Here is a 23911-nt window from a genome sequence, read left to right as displayed (position 1 = left end):
GCCGACGGCGACAGGCTCCTTCTGGGAGCATGGCGACCGTCACTATGGAAGGCCTGGACCCTGCGGCGTTTCGGTCATTGTGTGGCTGCTCAACGTCTATTGGGTGCCCAGTATAGGAGTCTGGACGGTCATTGCCCAGACCCGGCGTTTCCCTCCGGTCCGGCGGCCCTGTCCAGGATGGCCCTGATGGCCTCCAGACGGGGACCCAGCTGACGCTCATAGCCCCGGTCATTGGGGTGATAGTAGCGTCGCCCGACCAGTTCGTCCGGCATGTACTGCTGGGGCGCCACCGCATCCGGGGCATCATGGGCATACTGATAGCCCTCATGGTTGCCCCAGGCCTTCATCAGTTTGGTGGGGGCATTGCGCAGGTGCAGGGGAACCTGGCCGATATGCCCGGCGTCCACGTCCTCCAGGGCCTGGTTGATGGCCATGTAAGAGGCGTTGGACTTGGGCGCAGTGGCCACGGCGATGACTGCCTCAGCCAGGATCAGCCTGGCCTCTGGCATGCCCACCATGGCCACGGCCTGGGCAGCCGCGACCGCGATCTCCAGCACCTCCGGAGAGGCCATGCCCACCTCCTCGGCGGAGGCGATCATGATCCGTCGGGCGATGAAACGCGGGTCCTCGCCAGCCCGGATCATCCGAGCCAGGTAGTGCAGGGCCGCATCCACGTCGGAACCCCGCATGGACTTGATGAAGGCCGAGGCCACGTCATAGTGGTCGTCGCCCTTCTTGTCATAGCGGACAGCGGCTACGTCCATGACCGAGGAGACCACCTTGGCATTGATCAGGGGCCGACGCGCCCCCTTGGCACGAGGCACGCCCTCGGTGACAGCCCCGGCCGCAGCCTCCAGAATGGTCAGGGCCCGGCGGGCGTCACCCCCCGAAAAACGCACGATCTGGTCCAAAGCCGCCGGATCCAGCCGCACCTGGTCCTTGAGCCCCCGCTGGTCCTTGACAGCCCGGCGGACCAGCTTGGCAAGGTCCTGGTCGTCCAAGGTCTCCAACTTGACCACCACCGAGCGCGAAAGCAGGGGCGCAATGACCGAAAAGCTGGGATTCTCCGTGGTGGCTGCGATGAAAGTCACATCCCGGTTCTCCACGCTGGGCAGCAGGGCGTCCTGCTGGGACTTGGAAAAGCGGTGGACCTCATCGATGAAGAGGACCGTCTCCTGCCCCTGGCTGACCAGCCGCTCCCGGGCCTGGGCGAGGACCTGCCGGACCTCCTTGACCCCCGAGGTGACGGCCGAAAGCTCCTCGAAATGCCGCCCGGACTGTCGGGCGACGATGTAGGCCAGGGTGGTCTTGCCCACCCCGGGAGGTCCGAAAAGAATGACCGAGCTGGGAGCCGTCAGGCGGTTGTTCGGATCCGACCGAGCCAGCCGCTCCAAGGGGGTTCCAGGAGCCGTGACCTTGTCCTGGCCGACCACCTCGTCCAGGCTCCTGGGCCGCATCCTGACCGCCAGAGGCAGAGTGTGCTCCTCGGGGGGATCCGCCGCCTGGAAGAGATCATCAACCATCTGCAATACCTCATTCCTCGGGGCCCTATGGCTCCCCGCCTTCACCAGCATAGGCCTGCGCCTGCCACAAACAGCAAGACGAACGCGCTAGACTGGAAACCTATATGACCGTATCGCCCAGCGCGTAGTTGGGTCCCGGAAACCCGGTGTGTGTACAGTTTACTGGTCATCCGCCTGAACATCTTCAGGTAGGCCCATGAAAAACCGGGACCGGCACAGTAGGAGCAATAAGGAGAATCGCCAGTGATCGCCAAGCATGTTCGCCAGGGATGGACATCGGGTCCAGGCAGGTGGGCCATGGGCCTGCTTGCCCTGGTCCTGGGGCTCTCAGCCCTGATTGTCGCCCCCCTGGCCACGCCGGCGCAGGCGGCCCAGGACTCACCCGCCGCGCAGGCGGTCCACGGACGCACCTTCCGCGTCGCCACCGACACCACCTTTGCCCCCTTCGAATTCCGCGACTCCTCCGGCAAGCTGGTCGGCATCGACATGGATCTGATCCGCAAGATCGCCGACATCGAGGGGTTCTCGGTGCAGATCCAGTCCCTGGGCTTCAACGCCGCCCTCCAGGCCTTGAACTCCCAGCAGGCCGATGTGGTCATAGCCGGCATGACCATCACCGACCAGCGCAAGCAGGTCTACGACTTCACCGACCCCTATTTCGACTCCGGCGTGCAGATGGCCATTGCCAAGGACAACGACCAGATCCACAGCTACAAGGATCTTCGAGGCACCGTGGTGGCCGTCAAAACCGGCAGCGAGGGCGAGGCTTTCGCCAAGCAGCGGGCGGCCCAGTACGGTTTCACCGTCAAGGCGGTGGACCAGTCCTCCACCATGTACGAGATGGTCAAGTCCGGCAATGCCCAGGCGGTCATTGACGACTACCCGGTCCTGGCCTACGGCATCGCCCAGGGCAACGGGCTGAAGACCGTGACCAAGAAGGAGCCTGGTGCCTCCTACGGGGCGGCCGTCCGCAAGGGCGAGAACAAGGAGTTCGTGGCCGCTTTCAACGAGGGTCTGGCCAAGATGAAGGCCGACGGCAGCTATAAACAGCTGGTCGATTCCTATGTGGGCAGCGGCCAGTCCAGCAAGAGCGCCCCCGCCTCCAGGCCAGGATTCTTCGAGCTGGTCCGCCAGGCCTTCCCCTCCCTGATGCTAGGCCTGCGCAACACCCTGGCCATCACAGCCATATCCTTCGTCATCGCCCTGGCCATCGGCATCATCCTGGGACTGTGGCGGATCAGCCCCAATCGGATACTGTCCTGGATCGCCCGGATCTACGTGGCGGTCTTCAGGGGCACACCCGTCCTGGTCTGGGCCTTCTTCTTCTACCTGGGCGTCCCCCAGCTGATCGGTCACCGCATCAGCATCTGGCTGGCCGGCGCACTGACACTGTCCCTCAACTCCGGAGCCTACCTGGTGGAGATCGTGCGCGGGGCCATCGAGTCGGTGGATGTCGGGCAGATGGAGGGAGCCCGCAGCCTGGGCCTGACACGTCGCATGGCCCTGCGTCGGGTCATCCTGCCCCAGGCCGTCAGATTCGCCACGCCCTCCATCATCAACCAGCTGGTCATCATGCTCAAGGACTCCTCCCTGCTGCTGGCCATCGGCTTCGGCGAGCTGCTCTACCAGGCCCAGCAGATCTACGCGGCCAACTTCCGCGTGACCGAGACCCTGTTCATGGTGGGCGTCATCTACTTCGTCGCCATCAGCGCCCTGACCTGGATGGCCAATATGCTCGATAGGAGGCTGCATCGATGAACTTCGAGGACCCGGACATGGACACCGGACGACTGACCCGTCGCATCCGCCAGAACCAAAGTCGCCTCAACCAGGGAACTTCCCAGGCGGCCGTATCCATCCGCGACCTGCACAAGCGCTACGGCGACACCGAGGTCCTCAAAGGGATCGACATGGAGGTCAAGCCGGGCGAGGTCATCTCCATCATCGGCCCCTCGGGCGCAGGCAAGTCCACCCTGCTGCGCTGCATCAACGCCCTGGAGATGCCGACCTCGGGAACCATCAGCGTCTATGGAATCGACATTTCCGATCCCAAGACCAACATCGACAAGCTGCGCGAGCACGTGGGCATGGTCTTCCAGCACTTCAACCTCTTCCCCAACATGAGCGTGGCCGACAACATCACGCTGGCCCCCCACATGCTGCACAAGACACCCAAGGAGGATGCCCGGCAGCAGGCCCTGGACCTGCTGGAGACCGTAGGGCTTCAGGAAAAGGCGGACGCGCGGCCCACGGATCTGTCAGGCGGGCAGCAGCAGCGTGTGGCCATCGCCCGCGCCCTGGCCATGCACCCGGACATCATGCTCTTCGACGAGGCCACCTCGGCCCTGGATCCGGAGATGGTGGGCGACGTGCTTGAAGTCATCCGCTCCCTGGCAGAGGGCGGCATGACCATGATTCTGGTCACCCACGAGATGGCCTTTGCACGGGAGGTCTCCTCCAGGGTGATCTTCACCGATGCCGGGATCATCGAGGAGGAGGGCACGCCCGAGCAGATCTTCGGCCACCCGCAGAGCCCTCGGCTGCAGTCCTTCCTCTCCAAGGTCCTCTAAGGATCCGGGTCTAGAGGTCCATCAGTTCCTCGATGGGACCCACCCGGTATTCCTTGAACACCGCCTGGCCGCTCTCCTGGGTGGCATCCAGGTCCACGATGCCTGCGATGCCCCAGTCGCGCTCCCCCTCGGCATCATCGAAGATCTGCCGGACCCGCCAGGTGTGCCCCTGACGCTCGTCCCGGTCATCCAGGCTGAAGAAGTCCGTGGATCTGGCCTGGGCATCGGTCAGGATCTGCTCATGATCCTCGTAGAGGTCGTCCAGCACGTCGCTCCAGGCCCGCAGACCGTATCCCCAGTCCGCATCCAGGTCGGCCAGGGCCTCCGGCCGGTCGGCGGCAACCAGCTCCACCCGCTGGAACATGGCGTTGCGCACCAGCAGGGTCAGTCCCCGCCGGTCCGCCACCACCTGGTTCTCCACCTTGGGCGGAGCGGCATCCAGGCCGCTTGCGACCTCGCCATGTTCAGCCCTGCCCGCGGCCTCCCACTCATCCACCAGGCTGGAATCCACCGAGCGCACTATAAGTCCCAGCCAGGCCAGGATGTCCTCCAGCCGCTCATCCATGAACTCTTCGGGAACCGTCCTGCTGAGCGCCCGATAGGCATCGGACAGATAGCGCAGCAGGGTCCCCTCCGATCGGGATATTCCGTAGCGGGCGATGTAGCCGTTGAAGTCCGAGGCCGTCTCGATCATGTCCCGCAGAACGGACTTGGGGTGGATCTCATAGTCGTTGGCCCAGGGAACGTCCCGACGGTAGCGGTCGAAGGCCTCCCCCAGCAGCTCCTCCAGGGGCTTGGGCCAGGTCACCTCCTGCAGGCGTTCCATCCGTTCCTCGTACTCCAGGCCATCCTCCTTCATCTGCTGGATGGCCGCGTCGCGGGCCTGCCGCTGCTGGGCCTTGAGTATCTGCCGGGGATCCTCCAGGGTGGCCTCGACCATGGAGAGCAGATTCATGTCGTAGTCAGGGTCCTCGGGATCCAGCAGCTCCAGGGCGGCCAGCAGGAAGGGCGAGAGGGGCTGGTCCAGGGCGAAGTCCTCGGGCAGGTCCACGGTCGTGAAGTAGTCCAGGCCGCCGTCGGGGTTTCGTTCGGTCTCGATGACCCCGGTGTCGGTCAGGGTCTGGAAGATCTCGTCGGCCCGGTCCTGGAGATGCTCCTTCTGCTGCGGGGTCTGACAGGAGTCCTCGATCAGGTCCTCGACCCGTCTCCTGGCATCACCGCCCTGGTCGACCTCGTTGAGCACCATGGCATGGGAGATCTTCAGGTGCGGCGTCAGGGTCTCGGGACGGGCCTCGATCAGCTTGTCGAAGGTTCCCTTGCCCCAGGTGACAAACCCCTCCTGGGGCTTCTTGCGTTTGATCCGCTTGAGCTTCTTGGGGTCGTTGCCCGCCTTGGCCACGGCCCTGGCGTTCTCTATCTCGTATTCGGGGGCCTCGGCCACGACCAGCCCGCTGGTATCGAAGCCCATGCGCCCGGCCCTGCCAGCAATCTGGTGGAATTCCCGAGCCCTCAGGCGACGCATCCTGTAGCCGTCGAACTTGGTCAGCCCGGTCAGCAGGACCGTGTGGATGGGCACATTGATGCCGACCCCCAGGGTGTCCGTGCCACAGATGACCGGCAGAAGGCCATCCTGGGCCAGCTGCTCCACCAGACGCCGATACCGGGGCAGCATGCCCGCATGGTGGACCCCGACCCCGGTGCGCAACAAGCGCTGCAGAATCCTACCGAAGGCCGTGGTGAAGCGGGTGCCGGCCATGGCCTCCTTGATCCGGTCCCGCTGTCCCCGGTCGGAGACCCCCGTGCTGGACAGGGCCTGGGCCGTCTCCAGGGCGGCATCCTGGGAGAAGTGAACAATGTAGACCGGCGAATCCCCATCGGCCAGCAAGGACTCCACAGTGTTGGGCAATGGGGTGTCCACATACCGGTAGTCCAGAGGCACCGGTCGTGGGGCATCGGCGACGATGTCCACACCCACCCCGGTTTTGCGCTCCAGGTCCACGGCGATCTGATCCACGTCGCCCAGGGTGGCCGACATGAGCAGGAACTGCACATCGGGCAGGGTCAGCAGGGGCACCTGCCAGGCCCAGCCTCGGTCCGGGTCCCCGTAATAGTGGAACTCATCCATGGCCACGCAGCCGATATCGGCATGGCGACCCTCCCTGAGCGCCTGGTTGGCCAGGATCTCGGCAGTGCAGCAGATGACCGGGGCATCCGTGTTGATATGGGTGTCGCCGGTGATCATGCCTACCCGGTCGCGGCCCAGAACCGAGACCAGGTCGAAGAACTTCTCGGAGACCAAGGCCTTGATGGGGGCCGTGTAATAGGAGCGCCGCCCTGTGCACAGGGCGATGAAATGCATGGCCAGGGCCACCATGGACTTTCCCGAGCCGGTCGGGGTCGACAGAATCACATGGTCGCCAGAAACCAGGGAGAGGACGGCCTCCTCCTGGTGCGGCCAGGGGGTGATGCCCCGGGAAGCCACCCAGGAGAAGAAGCGGTCGTAGATCTGATCCTCGGTCAGGTTGCGGGGGCCTCCCGCCTCGGGGACCAGGTCGCCCAGGGAGGGAGGCTGGTCGGTTGGGGCGGTTGAGGAATCAGCATGTTCTTGGACCATGTCCACCAGTCTATCCGGCAAGGCACACAAGTCCGGCCGGAGGCCGGCTCCGTCCAGGCAACAAAGCGGCCGGGAGCTCTTCGTCAGCTCCTGTTCCTGCTGTCTTTGTCGCTACCGCCTTTCCCGTCCTTCCCGGTCTTGTCTTCGGCTTTCTGCTCGCCACCGGAGCGGTTGCCGCGTCCGGGCTTGAGGAAGTCCGGAATCTCCAGGCTCGCCTTGTGCGGATCGACCAGCGTGTCGGGCTGGGTCCGGTCATAGCCCTGGATGTAGCGGGTCTTCCTCCAGTGCTGGATGGAGGCGTTCGATCCACGGTGATGGGCGTGGTACTGCAGCGGGGCGCCGCCGTACCGGTCCTCGTCAACCTCCTTGGCCACGGCTATCTGGTTGACGTTGGAGGGATCCATGATGGCCACCGGCGCCGCCGGCTCCACAAAGTCGGCTGGGGCGGCAGTGCGCTCCTGCATCTTCTTGGGCAGCCAGCGGGCGAAGTGGGACAGCAGGAAGCAGACGAAGAAGTAGACCACCGAGGCCACCACCAGGGTCTGCAGGATGTTGAAGTACATGGAACCCAGACGACGGGATTCCTGCAGCAGATCCGTGTACATGATGATGGAACCCAGTGCCGTATCCTTGAGGACCACGACCAGCTGGGTCACAGCCGCGGGCAGCATGGCGTAGACGGCCTGGGGAACCTCGATCTGCATCAGCGACTGGGTCCTGGTCAGCCCCAGAGCCAGGGAGGCCTCGCGCTGGCCGTTGGGCAGGTTGCCCACGCCCGAACGGATCAGCTCAGCCACCACGGAGCCGTTGTAGAGAATCAGGCCCAACACGACGGCCCAGTAGGAGGCCTGGCTGATTCCGGCAAAGGCAAACCAGCGCCAGAAGAAGATCATCATCATCAACACCGGAACGGCCCGGCAGAACTCCACTATGATGCCTGAGACTGCCCTGACCAACCCGTTGGGCAGCAGACGGCCGATGCCGAAGATGAACCCGAAGATGACCGAGCCGATCACTGCAACGACCGAGGCCTTGATGGTCAGCCAGAGCCCGGGCAGGTAGAAGTCCGACCAGGCTTCATAGTCCAGGGCCGGGCGCCAGAGCTCCCAGCTCAACTGGTTCTCCCCGTCCGGGGGGTTGTGCAGCCGCATCAGCACCAGGATGACCACTACGGCAAAGATGATGGCGGCTATCCAGTTGGCGATTCGTATGGTGCGCCGGCCCTTGGGACCGGGCTGATCGAAGAGCAGCGAGCTCTCATTGTCCTGTGCCATGGCCGCTCACCTCCTCACTGCCAGCTTGTTGGACAGGTACGTGGTCAAAGCCCCGATGGGCAGAACCAGAATCACGTATCCCAAGGCGAAAATCAGGAAGATGGCCACGATGGCGTTGGCGTGGAACTCGATCATCTCACTCATCAGGGAGGAGCTCTCGGAGGCCACGGAGGCCGCTGCGGCAACGGTTGAGTTCTTCAACAGGGCGATGAAGGTGTTGCCCAGGGGCGCCACCGAACCGCGGAAGGCCTGGGGCAGAATGATCTGTGAGGCCGACTGGAAGAAGCTCAGCCCCAGGGCACGGGCCGCCTCGGCCTGGCCCAGAGGCACCGTGTTGATGCCCGAGCGCAGGGACTCGCAGACAAAGGCCGCCGTGTACAGGGACAGGCCCGTCACCGCCAGCCAGAAGAAGTTGACGGAGAATTCCGGCGAGAAGCTGATCTTGAGCTGGGCGAAGGCCCCCAGGACCATGAAGACCATGATGATGGTCAACGGCATGTTCTGGAAGAACTCCACGTACCCCCGACCGACGGCCCGCAGGGAGGAGATGGGCGAGATGCGCATGATGACCAGGATGATGCCCAGGATCAGCGAGAAGAGGGCCGACCAGAGGGTCAACTGGATGTTGACCCAGAAAGCTGCCGGGATGTCGTAGTCGGAAAACAGTTCGATGATGGTTGACATCTCACTCCCCTTCCGTGGGCTTGGGCGGATTGAACCGCGGGTCGGGTTTGTAGTGGGTGCCCCGGGTGTTGTTTTCCAGCGCCCGCTGCCAGGAGCCGTTGGCCTCCATGTCGGCCAGGGCCGCGTTGATCTTGTGGGCCAGCTGGGTATTGCCCTTCTTGATGCCCACGCCGTAGTACTCCTGGGTGAAGGGCTTGCCCACCAGCCGCAGCCTTCCCCGGGAGGCGGAGGCCAGCCCGGCCAGGATGATGTCGTCAGTGGTGACCGCATCGACGATGCCGGAGAAGAGGGCTGTGGCGCATTCGGCGTAGCCGGGCTGCTCCATCAGCTGGACCTCCTTGGCAAACTTTTTCTTGACGGTGACGGCCGAGGTGGATCCGGTCACTGAGCACAGCCGCTTGCCGTTGAGGTCCTCGGGGCCGCGGATATGGTGGTCCTCCTTGCGCACCAGCAGGTCCTGGCCGGCCACGATGTAGGGCCCAGCGAAGGAGACCGCCCGCTTGCGCTCGTCCGTTATGGAGTAGGATGCCAGGATCATGTCCACGTCGCCGTTCTGGAGCATGGCCTCCCGCTGCTTGGAGGGGGCCTCCTTCCAGACGATGTCGTCGGCGCTGTAGCCCAGCTTGTCGGCGATGTAGGTGGCCACGTCCACGTCGAAGCCCACATAGGTCCCGGCCTTCTTGAAGCCCAGACCGGGCTGGTCGAACTTGATGCCTACCCGGATCTTGCCTGCCTCCTTGTCGGAGCCGCAGGCCGCCAGGGAGACCAGGCAACCCAGAGCGCACAGGATCGCGGTCAGATTCCTGGCCAGCCGTTTCAGCGGCCGGCCCATGCCATGCATGCTTGCATTCATGCGGATACGCTTCCCTCCTGCTTCAGTGGGTCAGAATTTTGGACAGGAAGTCAGCGGCCCGCTGGGTCTTGGGATGGTCGAAGAAATCGTCGGGATCGTCCTTTTCCAGGATCCGCCCATCGGCCATGAAAACGATATGGTCGGCCGCCTGACGGGCAAAGCCCATCTCATGGGTCACGCAGATCATGGTCATGCCCTCCTTGGCCAGCTGGATCATGACATCCAGCACCTCGTTGACCATCTCAGGATCCAGCGCTGATGTGGGCTCGTCGAAGAGCATGATCTTGGGCTGCATGGCCAGGGCGCGGGCGATGGCCACACGCTGCTGCTGCCCGCCGGAGAGCTGGGAGGGCATCTTGGAGGCTTGGGATTCCACGCCCACCCGGGCCAAGAGGTCCATGGCCAGGTCCTCGGCATCCTTCTTGGGCATGTGGCGCACCTTGATGGGCGCCAGGGTCATGTTCTCCAGGATGGTCTTGTTGGCGAACAAATTGAAGGACTGGAAGACCATGCCCACCTCGGCCCTGAGCCGAGCCAGGTCGCGTCCCTCCTGGGGCAGGGGCTCCCCCTCGATCCTGATGACGCCGGAGTCGATGGACTCCAGACGGTTGATGGTCCGACACATGGTGGACTTGCCGGAGCCTGAGGGTCCGACCACCACCAGCACCTCGCCGGTGTCGACCTGCAGGTTGATGTCCTTGAGGACGTGCAGGCTGCCAAAATGCTTCTCGACGTGGGCCAGCTCGACCAGCGGCCCGGACTTGTCCTTGACGGGGCGATCCGAGGCGGGTTTCTCCGGCAGAATCCGCTCCGACGGCTGTTTGGTTGTTTCGCTCATATTGGGCAGTTTACTCATCCTTTGTTGCAGAACGGCCATAGAAACGGTTCTCATGAAAAGCTGAGCCTTGGCCAAGCGCGACCGATTGACCCGATAATGCATAGAAGGGCAGAAACAATAAGGGCCGGTCTCCCGCAGGATTCCAGCCCTTTACGACTCTCGTCGATCAGCGGCGGGATGCGCTCAATCGGCATCCTCCTGGTCTGGCTCCCAGTCTACGCCGGTCTCGGCGCGTTGCTGGTCGGAGATGGGCGCCGGAGCCCCGGTCATGGGATCCTGGCCGCCGCCGGACTTGGGGAAGGCGATGACATCGCGGATGGAGTCGGCTCCCGTCAGGATCTGTGCGGTCCGGTCCCAGCCGAAGGCGATGCCCGCGTGGGGCGGAGCGCCGTACTTGAAGGCATCCAGCAGGAAGCCGAACTTCTCCTGGGCCTCCTCGGGGCCGATGCCCAGCACCTTGAAGACCCGGTCCTGGATGTCGTCGCGGTGGATACGCACCGAGCCGCCGCCCATCTCCTCGCCGTTGCAGACGATGTCGTAGGAGTCGCTCATGGCATGCTCGGGATCCTTGTCGAAGCGGTCGATCCAGTCGGCCGAGGGCATGGTGAATGGGTGGTGCATGGAGGTCCACTTGGAATGACCCACAGCCACATCGTCGTCATCCGGGTCGTCGGTGGGCTTGAAGAGCGGGAAGTCCACCACCCAGGTCAGGGCGAATTCGTCGGGCTTGAGCAGCCCCTGGCGGCGGGCGATCTCCACGCGGGCCGCACCCAGCAGGGTCTGCGAAGCCTCACGGGGACCGGCTGCGAAGAAGACGGCATCGCCATCCGAGGCACCCACGGCCTCCTTGAGGCCTTGGCGCTCGGCATCAGACAGGTTCTTGGCCACAGGGCCCTTGAGGGTGCCGTCGCCGGTGAACTGGACGTAGGCCAGACCCTTGGCACCCCGCTGGCGGGCCCATTCCTGCCAGGCATCGAACTGCCTGCGGGGCAGGTTGGCCGCACCCTGGTAGACCACGGCGCCCACGTAGGGAGCCTGGAAGACGCGGAAGGGGGTGTCCTTGAAGTACTCGGTCAGCTCGACGATGGGGTTGCCGAAGCGCAGGTCTGGCTTGTCTGAGCCATACTTGTCCATGGCCTCCTGCCAGCTGATCCTGGGGATGGGCAGGGCGACCTCGAATCCTGCAGCCTTCCAGACCTCGGCGATGACCTGTTCGGCCATGGCCATGACGTCCTCCTGGGAGGCGAAGCTCATCTCGATGTCCAGCTGGGTGAACTCGGGCTGCCTGTCGGCACGGAAGTCCTCGTCCCGGTAGCAGCGGGCGATCTGGTAGTAGCGCTCGAAGCCGCCCACCATCAGCAGCTGCTTGAGCAGCTGGGGGGACTGCGGCAGGGCATACCAGGATCCGGGCACCAGACGGGCCGGCACCAGGAAGTCACGGGCACCCTCGGGGGTGGACTTGATCAGGGTCGGCGTCTCGATCTCGCAGAAGTCCATCCTGTCCAAGGCGGCACGGGCGGCGCGGTTCATGGCGGCCCTCAGGCGGATGTTGCGCTGCATGGAGGGGCGGCGCAGGTCCAGATAACGGTAGCGCAGCCGCACATCCTCGCCGGGCAGCTTGTTCTCGGCCTCGTTCTCCAGGGCGGTGGACACCTGGAAGGGCAGGGCGGCCGACTTGGCCAAAACCTCGATCTTGTCGGCCACGATCTCGATGTGCCCGGTGGACAGATGCTCGTTGTCATTGCCCTCGGGGCGTTCGCGGACCTTGCCGGTGACTTGGATCACGTACTCGCTGCGCAGGGGGCGCGCCTCTTCCTCGTCGTAGATGACGATCTGCACCAGACCGGAGCGGTCACGCAGATCGATGAAGGCCACGCCTCCGTGATCCCGGCGGCGATCCACCCATCCGGCCACCGTCACCTGGCGACCGACCATATCCTGCGTGACATCCGTGGCGTAGCTGGTTCTGTAAGCCGACTGGCCCATGCTCTCCTGTACCTCCATAATGATCGGCCTGCCCCTGCGTCAGGCCTGGTATTCCACACTCTGCCGGGCATACAGGCTATCTGGCCTCCACGACACCAGGTCGGCCGGAACCTGTTCGCCGGTAATGATGTTCTTGACCTGGTCGCCCTCCTGCTGGCCCTCCTTGGCCGGGAACCAGACATAGGGGATGCCCAGGTGGTCGGCATAGCGGATCTGCTTGCCGATCTTGGCTGCGGTCGGAGCCACATCGGCAGCGATCCCCCTGGCCCTCAGATCCTGGGCGATGTGGTTGCTGGCGGTGCGATCCCCCTCATCCCAGACGGCGACCATGACCGCCGCTGGGGAGACCCGGGAGGCCTGGGCCCCCTGGGCCAGCAGGTAGGAGAGCAGGCGCGAAAGTCCGATGGACAGCCCCACACCCGGATAGGTGCGGTTGCCCTGGCTGGCCAGGTTGTCGTAACGGCCGCCGGAGCAGATGGACCCCAGGGACTGCGCCCCCTCCAGGAAGGTCTCGTAGACCGAGCCGGTGTAGTAGTCCAACCCGCGGGCGATCTTCAGGTCGGCGATGACCGAGCCCGGCCGGATGCGCGCGGCCTCGTCGATGATCATGACCAGCGTCTCCAGACCCTCAATGGCCAGAGCGTACGCAGGAGACTCCTTGTCGATGCCAACCTTGTCGACCAGGGCGTCGAAGCGCTGGCGCAGCTGCTCGCCATCGTCGGCGGTCAGCTCGGCCAGATCCAGGCAGGCCCTGGCCTGGTCCTGGTTGGCTCCGCACTCACTGACCAGCAGGTTGGCCACCTCGTCAGGGCCGATCTTGTCCAGCTTGTCGATCTCGCGCAGGACGCCTTCGATGTCCTCCAGGCCCAGACCCCGGTAGAACCCCTCGGAGAGCTTGCGGTTGTTGGCGTGCACGGTGGGCTTGGGCAGGCCGAAGGCCCGCAGCTCCTCCAGGGCGCTCAGCATGACCAGGGGCACCTCGACCTCGTAGTGGTCGGGCAGCTCCCCGTTGCCGATCACATCAATATCAGCCTGGACGAACTCCCTGAACCGTCCCTCCTGGGGGCGCTCCCCTCGCCAGACCTTCTGAATCTGCCAGCGCTTGAAGGGGAAGGTCAGGTCGTTGCTGTGCTCCACCACGTAGCGGCTGAGCGGCACAGTCAGGTCGAAATGCAGGCCCAGCCGGCGCTCCACCGGCACATCCTTTTCCTGGCCCAGATCCTGCAGCCGGGAGAGCAGGTAGATCTCCTTGCTGGTCTCCCCCTTCTTGAGCAGGCTGGAGCCCTCTTCGACGGCCCTGGTCTCAATGCCGATGTAGCCGTTCAATTCGAAGACCTTGCGGAGCGTGTCGATGATGCGCTGCTCCACCACTCGTTGTGAAGGAAGCCATTCAGGGAAACCGGATAGAGATGTGCCTTTTGCCATAAGAACCTATACTATAGGAGGTCAAGGAAAATGGTATTGCCATATTTTGCGATCTCTCCAACACACAAGCCTAAGGAGCTGGCCATGGCCGACAACACCGCCATCACACCCGAGAACACCTCGACACCGCAGGAGGACCACACCGTGGATGCGGCTGGCCAGGTCGCCGCTGCGCCGGCACCAGAGGCCGCACAGGAACAACCTGCTCCCACTGAGGATGCACCGACCCAGAGTGCACCGGTAGCGCCTAAGCCGGCAAAGCCCAAGGCAGTCCCCTCCCCTGCGGCTCTGGCCCACAAGGCCCCTCACGTCAAGGCCGCTCCGGCCGCCCCCACCTACAGCCAGGAGGAGATCGACAAGGCCGAAGCCTTCGGACGGGTGGACGAGCAGGGCAACGTCTTCGTCCGCGAGGGCGACCAGGAGCGCCAGGTGGGTCAGTTCCCCAACGCTGAGGCCAAGGAGGCCCTGAACCTCTATGCCCGCCGATACCTGGACCTCAAGGAAAAGCTGAACCTCTTCGCCTCCAGGCTGCGCAGCCCCAAGATCAAGGCCCACGAGATCGACGAGTCCCTCACCTCGCTCAAAGAGGAGACTAAGCAGCCCGAGGCCGTCGGCGACCTCGCCGCCCTGCGCACACAGCTGGATCAGCTGGCTGAGCAGGGGCAGGCGCGCAAGGCCGAGTTGGCGCAGGCCCGCAAGGACGCCATGGCCAAGGCCATCAAGGAGCGGACTGCCATCGTGGAGAAGGCCGAAGAACTGGCCGCATCCCTGGGCGACTCCACCAACTGGCGTTCCACAGCGGACAAATTCCGTTCCCTCTTCGAGCAGTGGCAGCAGCACCAGCGCACCACCATCCGCATCGACAAGGCCGACGCGGACGTCCTCTGGAAGCGCTTCTCATCCGCCCGCACCACTTTCAACCAGGCCCGTCGCAAGTGGGCCCAGCAGCGTGATGCCCAACGGTCCGAGACCAAGCGGATCAAGGAGGAGATCATCGCCGAGGCTGACCAGATCAAGGACTCCACCGACTGGGGACCCACCTCCCACCAGTTCAATGAGCTCATGGACCGTTGGAAGCAGGCCGGACGGGCAGGGCGTCAGGATGACGATGCCCTCTGGGCCCGGTTCCGTCAGGCCGCGGATGTCTTCTTCAACGCCCGTCAGGCAGACCGGGACAAGACCTCGGTCAACGAGCGCGAGAACCTGACCAAGAAAGAAGCCCTGGTGGCCAAGGCCGAGGCTCTGCTGCCCGTCAAGGATGCCAAGGCCGCCAAGCAGGCGCGGCAGGAGCTGGCCAAGATTCAGGAGGAATGGGACGGCATCGGCTTTGTCCCCCGTGACGACGTGCGCCGGATCGAGGGCAGGATGGATGCTGTGGACCGGCAGATCAAGGCCGTGGAGGATGCAGCCTGGAACCAGTCGGACCCCGAGGCCGATGCCCGCGTCTCCAGCTTCGAGCAGCAGCTGGCCGCCCAGCTTCAGGATCTGGATCGTCGGATCGCCGCCGAGCAGGATCCGGCCAAGAAGCAGGAGCTTGAGGCCGAGAAGGCCACCAAGGAGCAGTGGATGAACGCTGTGCGCTGATCGCATCCGTTCAGCTAGGACCCCCGACCTGGTCATCGACCACCGGGGGTCCTTTCGTATCCATCCATGAGACCTTGGTCCAGCAGAACTTCCGGACAGCCACCAGCTGGAACAGCATGCAGAGATCACAAGCCAGAAAAGCAGGTCAGGGAAAGGGCTATAAGCCTGGTTGCAGAGGAGGTCAGATGGCCCGCATATGGGGGCTGGCCGAACCCTTGGCTCCTGTCAGACGGTAGGCATCGAAGACCCCGTCAATCTTCCTGACGGCCGACAAGAGGGTGTTCAGATGCTGGGGGTCGCCCATCTCGAAGACGAACTGGCTGACGGCCACCCGGTCACGGCCAGTGGACTGGCTGCCCGACAGAATGTTGACGCCGTGGTCGGACAGCACCTGGGTGATGTCAGAGAGCAGGTGGGGCCGGTCCAGGGCCTCCACTTGGATCTGGACCATGAAGGTGCCCTGTTTGCCCGTCCAGGAGACCTCGATGATCCGTTCGGGCTGCTTCTTGCGCAGGTCCAGAAGGTTCTGACAGTCGGACCGATGGACCGAGACGCCCTGGTTGCGGGTGATGAACCCGGTGATGGGATCTCCCGGCACTGGGGTGCAGCAACGGGCCAGCTTGACCCAGACATCGTCCACACCCTTGACCGAGATCCCCTGGGAGGTCTCCGGCCGGCTGGATTTGGCCACCCGCTGCAGAGGTATGGCCTCCTGCTCCACCTCGTCCTCAAGGGCTGACCGGCCAGCGTCATGAACCAGCCGGGAGATCACGTTCTGGGTGGAGACCTGTCCGTCGCCAATGGCAGCGTAGACGGCCTTCTCATTGGGATAGTTGAGCTCGTCGGCGGCCCCCACCATGGCTTCGGGGGTCAGCAGGGTGGCCACTGGCAGGTTCCGCTTGCGCATGGCGCGGATCAGCTCGTCCTTGCCCTCCTCGATGGTCTCCGAACGGCGCTCCTTGCTGAACCACTGACGGATCTTGCTGCGGGCGCGGGGGCTCTTGGCGAAGCTGAGCCAGTCGCGCGAGGGCCCATCGGTGTCCGACTTGCTGGTCAGGATCTCGACCGTATCCCCGTTGCGCAGCTTGGTGTCCAGGGGGACCAGACGACCGTTAACCCTGGCGCCCATGGTTCTGTGCCCCACCTCGGTGTGGACGGCGTAGGCGAAGTCCACGGGTGTGGATTCGGCCGGCAGGGAGATGATCTTGCCCTTGGGGGTGAACACATAGACCTCGGCCGAACCCAGATCGTCCTTGAGGGAGCCCAGGAACTCATTGGAGTCAGGGGTCTCGCTGGTCCAGTCAGCCAGCTGCTGGATCCAGGTCAGGTTGTCCTCCTGGCTCAGCTCCCCCTCCTGGCGCTCGCGCTTGACGTCAGCCTTGTCAGGCTGGGAGAGTTCGCGGCCGGCAGACCCGTTCTCCTTGTACTTCCAGTGGGCGGCGATGCCGAACTCAGCACGACGGTGCATCTGCCAGGTGCGGATCTGGATCTCCACCGGCTTGCCGCCCGGGCCCACCACCGTGGTGTGCAAGGACTGGTAGCGGTTGGTCTTGGGCATGGCGATGTAGTCCTTGAATCGCCCAGGCACCGGGCTCCAGCGTGCATGGACGGCGCCCAGGGCCGCATAGCAGTCGCGGATGGTGTCCACGATGATGCGCACCCCGACCAGATCGTAAATGTTAGCGAAATCGTGTCCGCGCACGATCATCTTCTGGTAGATGCTGAAGTAGTCCTTGGGCCGTCCGGTCACCTGGGCCTTGATGCCCTGGGCATCCAGATCCTCGTGGATCTCGTCCAGGATCTGCTTCAGGTAGACCTCCCGCTGGCCCGCCCTGCGGGAGACCAGCACTACGATTTCGTTGTAGATCTTGGGATAGAGCGTCTTGAAGCTGAGCTCCTCCAGCTCGGTCTTGATGGCGTTCATGCCCAGACGGTTGGCAAGAGGGGCGTAGACATCGAGGGTCTCGCGGGCCTTACGCTGGGCTGATGAAGCCTTGACGTAGCGCCAGGTGCGGGCGTTGTGGACCCGGTCGGCCAGCTTGACCACCAGGACGCGCACATCCCGGCTCATGGCCACGATCATCTTGCGGATGGTCTCGGCCTGGGCCGAATCGCCGTAGTCCATCTTGGATATTTTGGTGACCCCATCCACCAGGCCGGCCACGGTATCGCCGAAGTCATTTCTGCACTGCTCCAGGGTGTAGTCGGTATCCTCCACCGTGTCGTGCAGCAGACCGGCCGAAACCACCGTAGGACCCATGCCCAGGTCGGCCAGAATCTGAGCGACAGCCAGTGGATGAATGATGTAGGGCTCGCCGGACTTGCGCCTTTGGTTGGCATGCTGGACTACAGCCCGGTCATAGGCGCGCTGGAGCATGGACAGGTCCTCGCCGGGATGGTGGGCGGCGCAGATCTCCCGGATGGGCATCAGGGGGTTGAGCGGATCGTCGCTGATTTCGCAGCCCAAGGCTCTGGAGGACAGGCCGGACGGGGCCTGCTCGCCGACATCATTGCTGCAGACGCTGCCCTCCGGAGTGACCATTCAAGCCTCCAATGTCCTGATATAATGCACCAATCCTACACTTGCGCCTGACCCATTCAGGCCGTCCGTGTCCGAAGGATGCCTCAGCGGCCAGTCGAGCCGAATCCGGCATCCGAACGCACCGAGCCAGGCAGACGTTCTGCGGGCACGAAACGGGCCTGTACGTAACGCTGGATGACCAGCTGGGCAATGCGCTCCCCAGGCTCGAAGTGAACCGACTCATGCGGATCCAAGTTGATCAGCGGCACCTTGATCTCGCCCCGGTACCCGGCATCGATGGTTCCGGGCGCGTTGAGCACGGTCACCCCCATCTTGACTGCCAGCCCTGAGCGTGGGTGAACCAGGCCGACGTACCCGTTGGGCAGAGCCAGAGCGACACCAGTGGGAACCAGGGCCCGCTGGAAGGGGGCCAGGTCCACGGCCACCCTGGCTCGCAGATCAGCCCCCGCATCGCCAGGCATGGCGTATTCCGGCACCTCGGCCCCATCCAAGGATTTGAACAGGACCTCGACCGTTTCCGGCTCGTTGTAGGACTCGTCGTAGGCCATCAGGCGGCGCACTCCTTGCAGACGGGCTTGCCGTCGGGAGTCATATAGGCCAGCTGGCTCCGGTGTTTGACCAGGAAGCAGTTGGAGCAGATGAATTCATCGCCCTGCATGGGGATGACGGTCACCGAAGAGTCCTCATTGCTCAGGTCAGCGCCCGGCAGCTCATAGTCCTCGGCGATGGCGTTCTCGTCGTCGTCCAGGTCGGCCCCGGCATCCTGGCCGCTTTTGCCCAGCTCCTGCAGGGATTCCTCGTCTTCGTCCTTGTCTCGCGGGGTATCGTAATCCTGTGCCATCGTGTACCCTTTCCTTGTTCGACCAGCCACCTCGTATGCCGGTCATTTCACACGATATGTACTGCGCATAGGATACACGATTTCAAAAGCACGTAAAATACGAACCATAGGGCACAATGGAAATACCTGAGGCCGTGTAAAGGAACCGTAAGAGGATAGGGGCGTGCATGTCTGAGAATGGGACCAGGGTGGCCAGCTTTGACCATGTCGACGACAGGGGCGATCTGGTCTTCGTCTGTGACCACCGGCACTTCGCCGTAAGAGTCGACGATGCGCTTGATCGCGCCATTCTTGAGGCCAAGCAGGTCAAGGAGGAAGAGGACGTGGACCCCCAGACCGGCAAGTCCAAGCCCCTGCCCGTCTCAGCGATTCAGGCCGCTGTGCGCGCCGGCGCCCGCCCCGAGCAGGTGGCTCAGCAATACGCTGTCAACGAAGCGCTGGTACGGCGTTTCGCGGCTCCTGTGGAAACCGAGAAGAAGTACGCCATCGAGCAGTTCCTGACCATGCCGGCACCCAAGGGGTCGGGGGGACGAAACTATCAGGAACTGATCGGCAAGGTGCTGGCCCGTGCGGGGGTCAGCCTGACCCAGGTTTCCTGGCAGGCCACCAGACGAGGGTACGAACCCTGGAACATCAACGGCGTGTTTACGCTGGACAAGCGGATTTTCAACGCCCGCTGGGCCTGGAACATGCATGACAACACCGTGACCTGTTTGAACGGGGCGGCAAGGATGCTGCTGGACGATTCCACAGACGACCACGGACAGGAGCGACCCGCTGGAGACCAGGGACCCGCCGAAGAAATCGACGATCAGACCGACAGGCGGCCCCCAAGCCAGCAGGATACCGTTGCCCCAATCGAAGAAGAAAACGGTGAACGCCAGGCGGCACTCACGGCCTGGCTTTATGGCAAGCCCAAGGAAGGCCAGGAGCGGACAGCCGACCGAGAGCCCAGTCAACCCCGTGCCGAGCTGAGCGAGGATCCCGATACGGCCGAGCATCCTCCCATCAGAGACAACGAATCCACCATGGTCCTGCCCGTGCAGAACCATGGGCAGCACCAGCAACAGGATCAAGGCGATGATGCCGGGCAGGACGAGCAGGAGGATCAGCCCAAGGAGGGCCGCCGCAGCAAGCGGGCCAAAAAGCACTCCGGGCGGTCGGCCGTACCCAGCTGGGATGAGATCCTCTTCGGCAAGTAGTCAGACCAGATCGATCAGGCAGGGGATCTGCGTCTCCAGACGGGTCCAGGAGCCATGGACGCCAGGCAGCCTGGTCGCTGCATCGGTCTGATCAGCCGAATTCACTAAGGTGATCCGATCGCCGGCCAGCACCAGAAGGTCGCCGATCATGGGTCGAATCCGGGCATCCACAGGACCGAAGATTCCCCGTTCGATGGCCTGGTCCCGGGTCAGCACCCAGGCTCGCTCCCCCAGACGCCCCCGCCAACGGGCGGCCACGACCTGGGGATCCGCCCTCTGGTCCAGATAGAGCATGACCGCCCTAGGCTCGCCGCCCACCAGTCGCACATCCCGGCTCAGCTCCGGGTCCTGGGCGATGTCAATGCGCTGGTTCGGATCGGACTCAACCATGCCATGATCGGCCACGATCACCGTCAGCGTCCCGGCGGGCAGGCGGCGATGAAGCTCGGCCAGCTGTGCATCGGTCGCTTCCAGAGCGGCCACCCATTCCTCGCCCTCCCAGCCGCTGTGGTGGCCCACCTTGTCCACATCGCGGATATAGAGGTAGGTCAGCCCCGGCTGGCGGGCAGCCTGGCAGGCAGCCAGAAGACGCTGACGGGAGTGATTGTGGGCCAGGTACTCCCCGCCGCGCAGAGCCGCACGGGTCAGGGCTGAGTCGCGAAAACGCGGCAGGCCCGAGGAGGTCACCCGGACCCCCTGCGCCTGGAGAGTCTCGAAGACCGTGGGACGGCGTTGCAGACGCTCGGGATCCTGAGCCCCCCTGAATTGGATCATCTGACCCAGCTGGCCGGTGTCCGGGTTCAGCTGGGTGTAGCCGGTCATGCCGGTCAGCCCCGGGCTGGTTCCGGTGCCGAAGACTCCCATGGCCGCCACGGTCGTCGAGGGCAGACTGGTGTAGAGGGGACGCTGGTTGATGGGTTCGGACAGCAGCGAGCGCAGGTAGGGCACATGGCCCTGCCGGCTGACCAGATTCCAGAATCCCAGCCCATCCACCAGGACGACGACCGCCGACCGTGCCTCCGGCAGTCCCAGGGCCTCCTGGAGGGCCTTGGCGGACGGATGGACATCAGTGGCCACAGGCGTTCCCAGACAGGCGCTCAGGGCCGGCAGGACGGCGGACAGATGCCTGGCCCCGCCAACATGGTTATTCCCCGCCTGGTCCCCGTATTGGATAGGCAGACTCGGCTGCAGCAGTTCCTTCATGTCAGGTGTATCCAGACCCATGCCTTCCATTCAAGCACGGTCAGACCCCAGGCCGACACCGCATGCCTGCTGCGAATGCTTTGGCGGACCGTCCGGTTATCATAAGGCGGAACGTGAAGGAGCAGGAGCTTGAGCATGGCAACTCATCGCAGGAGCAAGGCGGCGGGATACGACCCCCGGCAGGTCAAGGAGCACATCGTCGAAACCCCTCTGAACGAGGAGATGAGCAAGTCCTTCCTGGAATATGCCTACTCGGTCATCTACGCACGGGCCCTGCCCGATGCCCGCGACGGACTCAAGCCTGTTCAGCGGCGGATCATCTACCAGATGGGCCAGATGAACCTCAACCCCGACCGCCCCTATATGAAGTCCGCCAGGGCGGTGGGCGAGGTCATGGGCAAGCTGCACCCCCATGGCGACTCTTCCATCTACGAGGCCATGGTCCGGCTGGCCCAGCCCTTTGCCATGCGCCTGCCCCTGGTCGACGGCCACGGCAACTTCGGCTCCCTGGACGACGGACCTGCCGCCTCCCGCTACACCGAGGCCAGGCTGGCTCCTGCGGCCCTGGGCATGAACGCCGACATCGACCAGGACACGGTGGACTTCTCCCCCAACTACGACAACAAGCTCAAGGAGCCCCAGGTCCTGCCCTCGGCCATCCCCAACCTGCTGGTCAACGGGGCCTCGGGCATCGCCGTGGGCATGGCCACCAACATGATCACCCACAACCTGGGCGAGGTGGTGGCCGCCGCCAAGTATCTGATGGCTCACCCGGACGCAGGGCTGGACGAGCTCATGCGCTACGTGCCCGGCCCGGATCTGCCCGGCGGCGGAGTCATCGTGGGACGGGACGGCATCCGCAAGGCCTACGAGCACGGCCGAGGGGCCTTCGTGACCAGGTCCGTCACCCACCTGGAGAACGTGACCGCCCGCAAGAAGGCCATCGTGGTCACCGAGCTGCCCTTCATGGTGGGCCCTGAGCGGGTTCTGGAACGCATCTCGGATGGGGTGCGCAACCACAAGCTGGAGGGCATCTCCAGCGCCATCGACCTGACCGACCGGCACAACGGGACCCGCCTGGTCATCGAGATCAAGACGGGATTCGACCCGGGCAAGGTGCTGGGCAAGCTCTTCAAGTACACGCCCCTGGAGGACTCCTTCACCATCAACAACGTGGCCCTGGTCCATGGACGGCCCAGAACCATGGGGCTCAAGGAGCTGCTGGAGGTCTGGGTGGAGCACCGACGCACGGTCATCCATCGGCGCAGCGAGTTCCGCCGCAAGAAGGCCCTGGAGCGTCTGCACCTGGTCGAGGGGCTCCTGCTGGCCCTGGTCGACATCGACGAGGTCATCCAGGTCATCCGCAGCTCGGACGACGCGGATGCGGCCAAGACCAGGCTGATGGCGGTCTTCGATCTGGATCAGACCCAGGCCCAGTACATTCTTGACCTGCGGCTGCGGCGGCTGACCAAGATGAGCCGGATCGAGCTGGAGGGCGAGCGTGACGAGCTCAACAAGCAGCTGGAGGAGCTGGAGCGGATTCTGGGCTCCTCGGCCGAGCTGGACCGGGTGGTCATCCAGGAGATGGATCAGGCGGTGGCCCAGTGGGGCACGCCCAGGCGCACGGTCATCCTGGACCAGGAGCCTTCCGGCGACCTGGCCCCCGTGCAGTCAGCAGCAGCTGGCGATCAGCAGACCACTCAGCAGACCTCCGGCAAAGTGGGCGCTGGGTCGCAGGCTGCGCTGGTAGCCAGCGGAGGAACCAGCCGCGGCAGTGGCGACGGCGACCTGCACATGGAGGACAAGCCCTGCACGGTCATGATGAGCGCCACCGGCCTGCTGGCACGCAGCACCCCGGGCGCCCTGGATGCCTGGCGGTCGCGCCCGCGCAACCAGGACCGGGGGCATGACGACCAGATCATCGCCATATTTGCCACCACCACCCTGGCCACCTACGGCCTGGTCACCACGGCCGGACGGCTGATCACCGCCCCCGTGGCCGACCTGCCGCTGATCCCCGCCACCGCCAACCCCAACCTGAGCGGGGGCATCGTGGCTGACGAGCTCCTGGGCGGGACCGCCAGCACCGAGCCTCAGGCCGACGAGCACGCCGTCACCGTCATCGACATGGCCGACACCCGCCCCTTGGCCCTGGGCACCCGACAGGGCACGGTCAAGCGCTGGAACCGCGAATCCCCGACCACCATGGACTCATGGCCAGTCATCGACCTCAAGGGTGACGACCAGGTAGTCTTCGCGGCCCCCTGCCAGGACGGGGACCGCATGGTACTCATCTCCTCGGATGCCAGCCTCTTGACCTTCACCGGGGACAAGGTTCGCCCCCAGGGCCGCAATGCGGCCGGCATGGCCGGCATCCGTCTGGCCCAGGGCTGCCAGGTCGCCGCCTTCGCGGTCGTGCCGGCCGGAGAGATCGGCTGGACCTATCAGGAGACCGGCGAGGATGGCATGAGCACCCAGGCCGGGGCCGTGGTCCTGACCGTGGCCGGCGACTCAGAGGCCCTGCCCGGCACCGAGAACGGATCCGCCAAGCTGACCCCGCTGGAGATGTATCCAGTCAAGGGCCGTGGAACGAAAGGCGTGCGCTCCCAGCGCTTCCTCAAGGGCCAGGACAGCCTGCTGCTGGCCCGGGTGGGCGCCTGGCCCCTGCACGCCAGCACCGCTGCCGGTTCTCCGGTCGAACTGCCCGAAGTGGACATGCGCCGGGACGCCTCCGGCCAGGAGCTGGCAGCGCCCATCGCCTTCGTGGCCTGA

Annotated in this window: 17 protein-coding genes; 5 read left to right on the top strand and 12 right to left on the bottom strand. The window is 64.5% G+C overall.

The annotated features are described in order from the left end of the window. Window positions 1-128 precede the first annotated feature (128 nt). Window positions 129-1523, bottom strand: a complete 1395-nt coding sequence (locus tag FPK30_RS07830; RefSeq protein WP_144086013.1) for a replication-associated recombination protein A — start codon at window positions 1521-1523, stop codon at window positions 129-131. Between the two features lie 243 nt (window positions 1524-1766). Between FPK30_RS07830 and FPK30_RS07825 the strand changes: the two genes are divergently transcribed. Continuing rightward, complete coding sequence (locus FPK30_RS07825) at window positions 1767-3281, top strand: amino acid ABC transporter substrate-binding protein/permease (protein WP_260804499.1); 1515 nt, start codon at window positions 1767-1769, stop codon at window positions 3279-3281. Next, the gene (locus tag FPK30_RS07820; protein ID WP_101432222.1) at window positions 3278-4093 is read left to right on the top strand and encodes an amino acid ABC transporter ATP-binding protein; all 816 of its coding nucleotides are present in this window, start codon (window positions 3278-3280) and stop codon (window positions 4091-4093) included. Before FPK30_RS07825 ends, FPK30_RS07820 begins: the two co-directional genes overlap by 4 nt. A 10-nt stretch (window positions 4094-4103) precedes the next feature. Here FPK30_RS07820 and FPK30_RS07815 read toward each other — a convergent pair whose 3' ends face one another. The 7 genes from FPK30_RS07815 to hisS all read right to left on the bottom strand — a co-directional run bounded on the left by FPK30_RS07815 (window position 4104) and on the right by hisS (window position 13767). Next, on the bottom strand, window positions 4104-6707 hold the full coding sequence (locus tag FPK30_RS07815) for a DEAD/DEAH box helicase (protein ID WP_144086012.1): 2604 nt from the start codon (window positions 6705-6707) through the stop codon (window positions 4104-4106). A gap of 83 nt (window positions 6708-6790) precedes the next feature. Next, window positions 6791-7981 carry an amino acid ABC transporter permease gene (locus FPK30_RS07810; protein WP_144086011.1) on the bottom strand — a complete coding sequence of 397 codons (1191 nt, stop codon included), beginning with the start codon at window positions 7979-7981 and terminating at the stop codon, window positions 6791-6793. Window positions 7982-7987: 6 nt separating this feature from the next. Further along, on the bottom strand, window positions 7988-8665 hold the full coding sequence (locus FPK30_RS07805; protein WP_024627819.1) for an amino acid ABC transporter permease: 678 nt from the start codon (window positions 8663-8665) through the stop codon (window positions 7988-7990). A 1-nt stretch (window position 8666) separates the two neighbouring features. After that, window positions 8667-9497, bottom strand: a complete 831-nt coding sequence (locus FPK30_RS07800; protein ID WP_186279459.1) for a glutamate ABC transporter substrate-binding protein — start codon at window positions 9495-9497, stop codon at window positions 8667-8669. A 43-nt stretch (window positions 9498-9540) separates the two neighbouring features. Beyond that, the gene (locus FPK30_RS07795; RefSeq protein WP_269748547.1) at window positions 9541-10356 is read right to left on the bottom strand and encodes an amino acid ABC transporter ATP-binding protein; all 816 of its coding nucleotides are present in this window, start codon (window positions 10354-10356) and stop codon (window positions 9541-9543) included. Between the two features lie 183 nt (window positions 10357-10539). Next, entirely contained in the window at window positions 10540-12342 is a 1803-nt protein-coding gene (gene aspS / locus FPK30_RS07790; protein WP_144086050.1) for an aspartate--tRNA ligase, read from the bottom strand. A 39-nt stretch (window positions 12343-12381) separates the two neighbouring features. Continuing rightward, window positions 12382-13767 (bottom strand): histidine--tRNA ligase, encoded by a 1386-nt coding sequence (gene hisS / locus FPK30_RS07785; RefSeq protein WP_144086010.1) that lies wholly within the window; start codon window positions 13765-13767, stop codon window positions 12382-12384. 84 nt (window positions 13768-13851) lie between these two features. Between hisS and FPK30_RS07780 the strand changes: the two genes are divergently transcribed. Further along, window positions 13852-15351 (top strand): DUF349 domain-containing protein, encoded by a 1500-nt coding sequence (locus tag FPK30_RS07780; protein WP_144086009.1) that lies wholly within the window; start codon window positions 13852-13854, stop codon window positions 15349-15351. Between the two features lie 181 nt (window positions 15352-15532). Here FPK30_RS07780 and FPK30_RS07775 read toward each other — a convergent pair whose 3' ends face one another. From FPK30_RS07775 to FPK30_RS07765, 3 genes are all read right to left on the bottom strand, one after another. Beyond that, window positions 15533-17893, bottom strand: coding sequence for a RelA/SpoT family protein (locus FPK30_RS07775; protein WP_232342002.1), 2361 nt, complete (start codon window positions 17891-17893; stop codon window positions 15533-15535). Between the two features lie 83 nt (window positions 17894-17976). Beyond that, window positions 17977-18441, bottom strand: a complete 465-nt coding sequence (gene dut, locus FPK30_RS07770) for a dUTP diphosphatase (protein ID WP_144086008.1) — start codon at window positions 18439-18441, stop codon at window positions 17977-17979. Beyond that, window positions 18441-18734 carry a DUF4193 domain-containing protein gene (locus FPK30_RS07765; protein WP_101432216.1) on the bottom strand — a complete coding sequence of 98 codons (294 nt, stop codon included), beginning with the start codon at window positions 18732-18734 and terminating at the stop codon, window positions 18441-18443. Before FPK30_RS07765 ends, dut begins: the two co-directional genes overlap by 1 nt. A gap of 167 nt (window positions 18735-18901) precedes the next feature. On the opposite strand from FPK30_RS07765, the gene sepH reads away from it, so the two are divergent. Beyond that, entirely contained in the window at window positions 18902-19936 is a 1035-nt protein-coding gene (gene sepH, locus FPK30_RS07760; protein WP_144086007.1) for a septation protein SepH, read from the top strand. Here sepH and FPK30_RS07755 read toward each other — a convergent pair whose 3' ends face one another. After that, window positions 19937-21160, bottom strand: coding sequence for an alkaline phosphatase family protein (locus FPK30_RS07755; protein ID WP_144086006.1), 1224 nt, complete (start codon window positions 21158-21160; stop codon window positions 19937-19939). Window positions 21161-21274: 114 nt separating this feature from the next. Here FPK30_RS07755 and FPK30_RS07750 point away from each other — a divergent pair, with 114 nt between their 5' ends. Beyond that, a complete protein-coding gene (locus tag FPK30_RS07750; RefSeq protein ID WP_144086048.1) occupies window positions 21275-23911 on the top strand; it encodes a DNA gyrase/topoisomerase IV subunit A in 2637 nt (878 codons plus the stop codon).

Source organism: Bifidobacterium apousia (genome assembly GCF_007559275.1).
GTDB classification, from domain to species: Bacteria; Actinomycetota; Actinomycetes; order Actinomycetales; family Bifidobacteriaceae; genus Bombiscardovia; species Bombiscardovia apousia.
The sequence above is the reverse complement of the archived record's forward strand: the minus strand, read 5'-3'. Positions and strand labels throughout refer to the sequence as shown.

Coding starts and splice junctions, on each gene's coding strand:
- FPK30_RS07830 (WP_144086013.1), bottom strand. CDS start 1,523: ATGGTTGATGATCTCTTCCAGGCGGCGGATCCCCCCGAGGAGCACACT.
- FPK30_RS07820 (WP_101432222.1), top strand. CDS start 3,278: ATGAACTTCGAGGACCCGGACATGGACACCGGACGACTGACCCGTCGC.
- FPK30_RS07815 (WP_144086012.1), bottom strand. CDS start 6,707: ATGGTCCAAGAACATGCTGATTCCTCAACCGCCCCAACCGACCAGCCT.
- FPK30_RS07810 (WP_144086011.1), bottom strand. CDS start 7,981: ATGGCACAGGACAATGAGAGCTCGCTGCTCTTCGATCAGCCCGGTCCC.
- FPK30_RS07805 (WP_024627819.1), bottom strand. CDS start 8,665: ATGTCAACCATCATCGAACTGTTTTCCGACTACGACATCCCGGCAGCT.
- FPK30_RS07800 (WP_186279459.1), bottom strand. CDS start 9,497: ATGGGCCGGCCGCTGAAACGGCTGGCCAGGAATCTGACCGCGATCCTG.
- FPK30_RS07795 (WP_269748547.1), bottom strand. CDS start 10,356: ATGAGCGAAACAACCAAACAGCCGTCGGAGCGGATTCTGCCGGAGAAA.
- aspS (WP_144086050.1), bottom strand. CDS start 12,342: ATGGGCCAGTCGGCTTACAGAACCAGCTACGCCACGGATGTCACGCAG.
- hisS (WP_144086010.1), bottom strand. CDS start 13,767: ATGGCAAAAGGCACATCTCTATCCGGTTTCCCTGAATGGCTTCCTTCA.
- FPK30_RS07780 (WP_144086009.1), top strand. CDS start 13,852: ATGGCCGACAACACCGCCATCACACCCGAGAACACCTCGACACCGCAG.
- FPK30_RS07775 (WP_232342002.1), bottom strand. CDS start 17,893: ATGGTCACTCCGGAGGGCAGCGTCTGCAGCAATGATGTCGGCGAGCAG.
- dut (WP_144086008.1), bottom strand. CDS start 18,441: ATGGCCTACGACGAGTCCTACAACGAGCCGGAAACGGTCGAGGTCCTG.
- FPK30_RS07765 (WP_101432216.1), bottom strand. CDS start 18,734: ATGGCACAGGATTACGATACCCCGCGAGACAAGGACGAAGACGAGGAA.
- sepH (WP_144086007.1), top strand. CDS start 18,902: ATGTCTGAGAATGGGACCAGGGTGGCCAGCTTTGACCATGTCGACGAC.
- FPK30_RS07755 (WP_144086006.1), bottom strand. CDS start 21,160: ATGGGTCTGGATACACCTGACATGAAGGAACTGCTGCAGCCGAGTCTG.
- FPK30_RS07750 (WP_144086048.1), top strand. CDS start 21,275: ATGGCAACTCATCGCAGGAGCAAGGCGGCGGGATACGACCCCCGGCAG.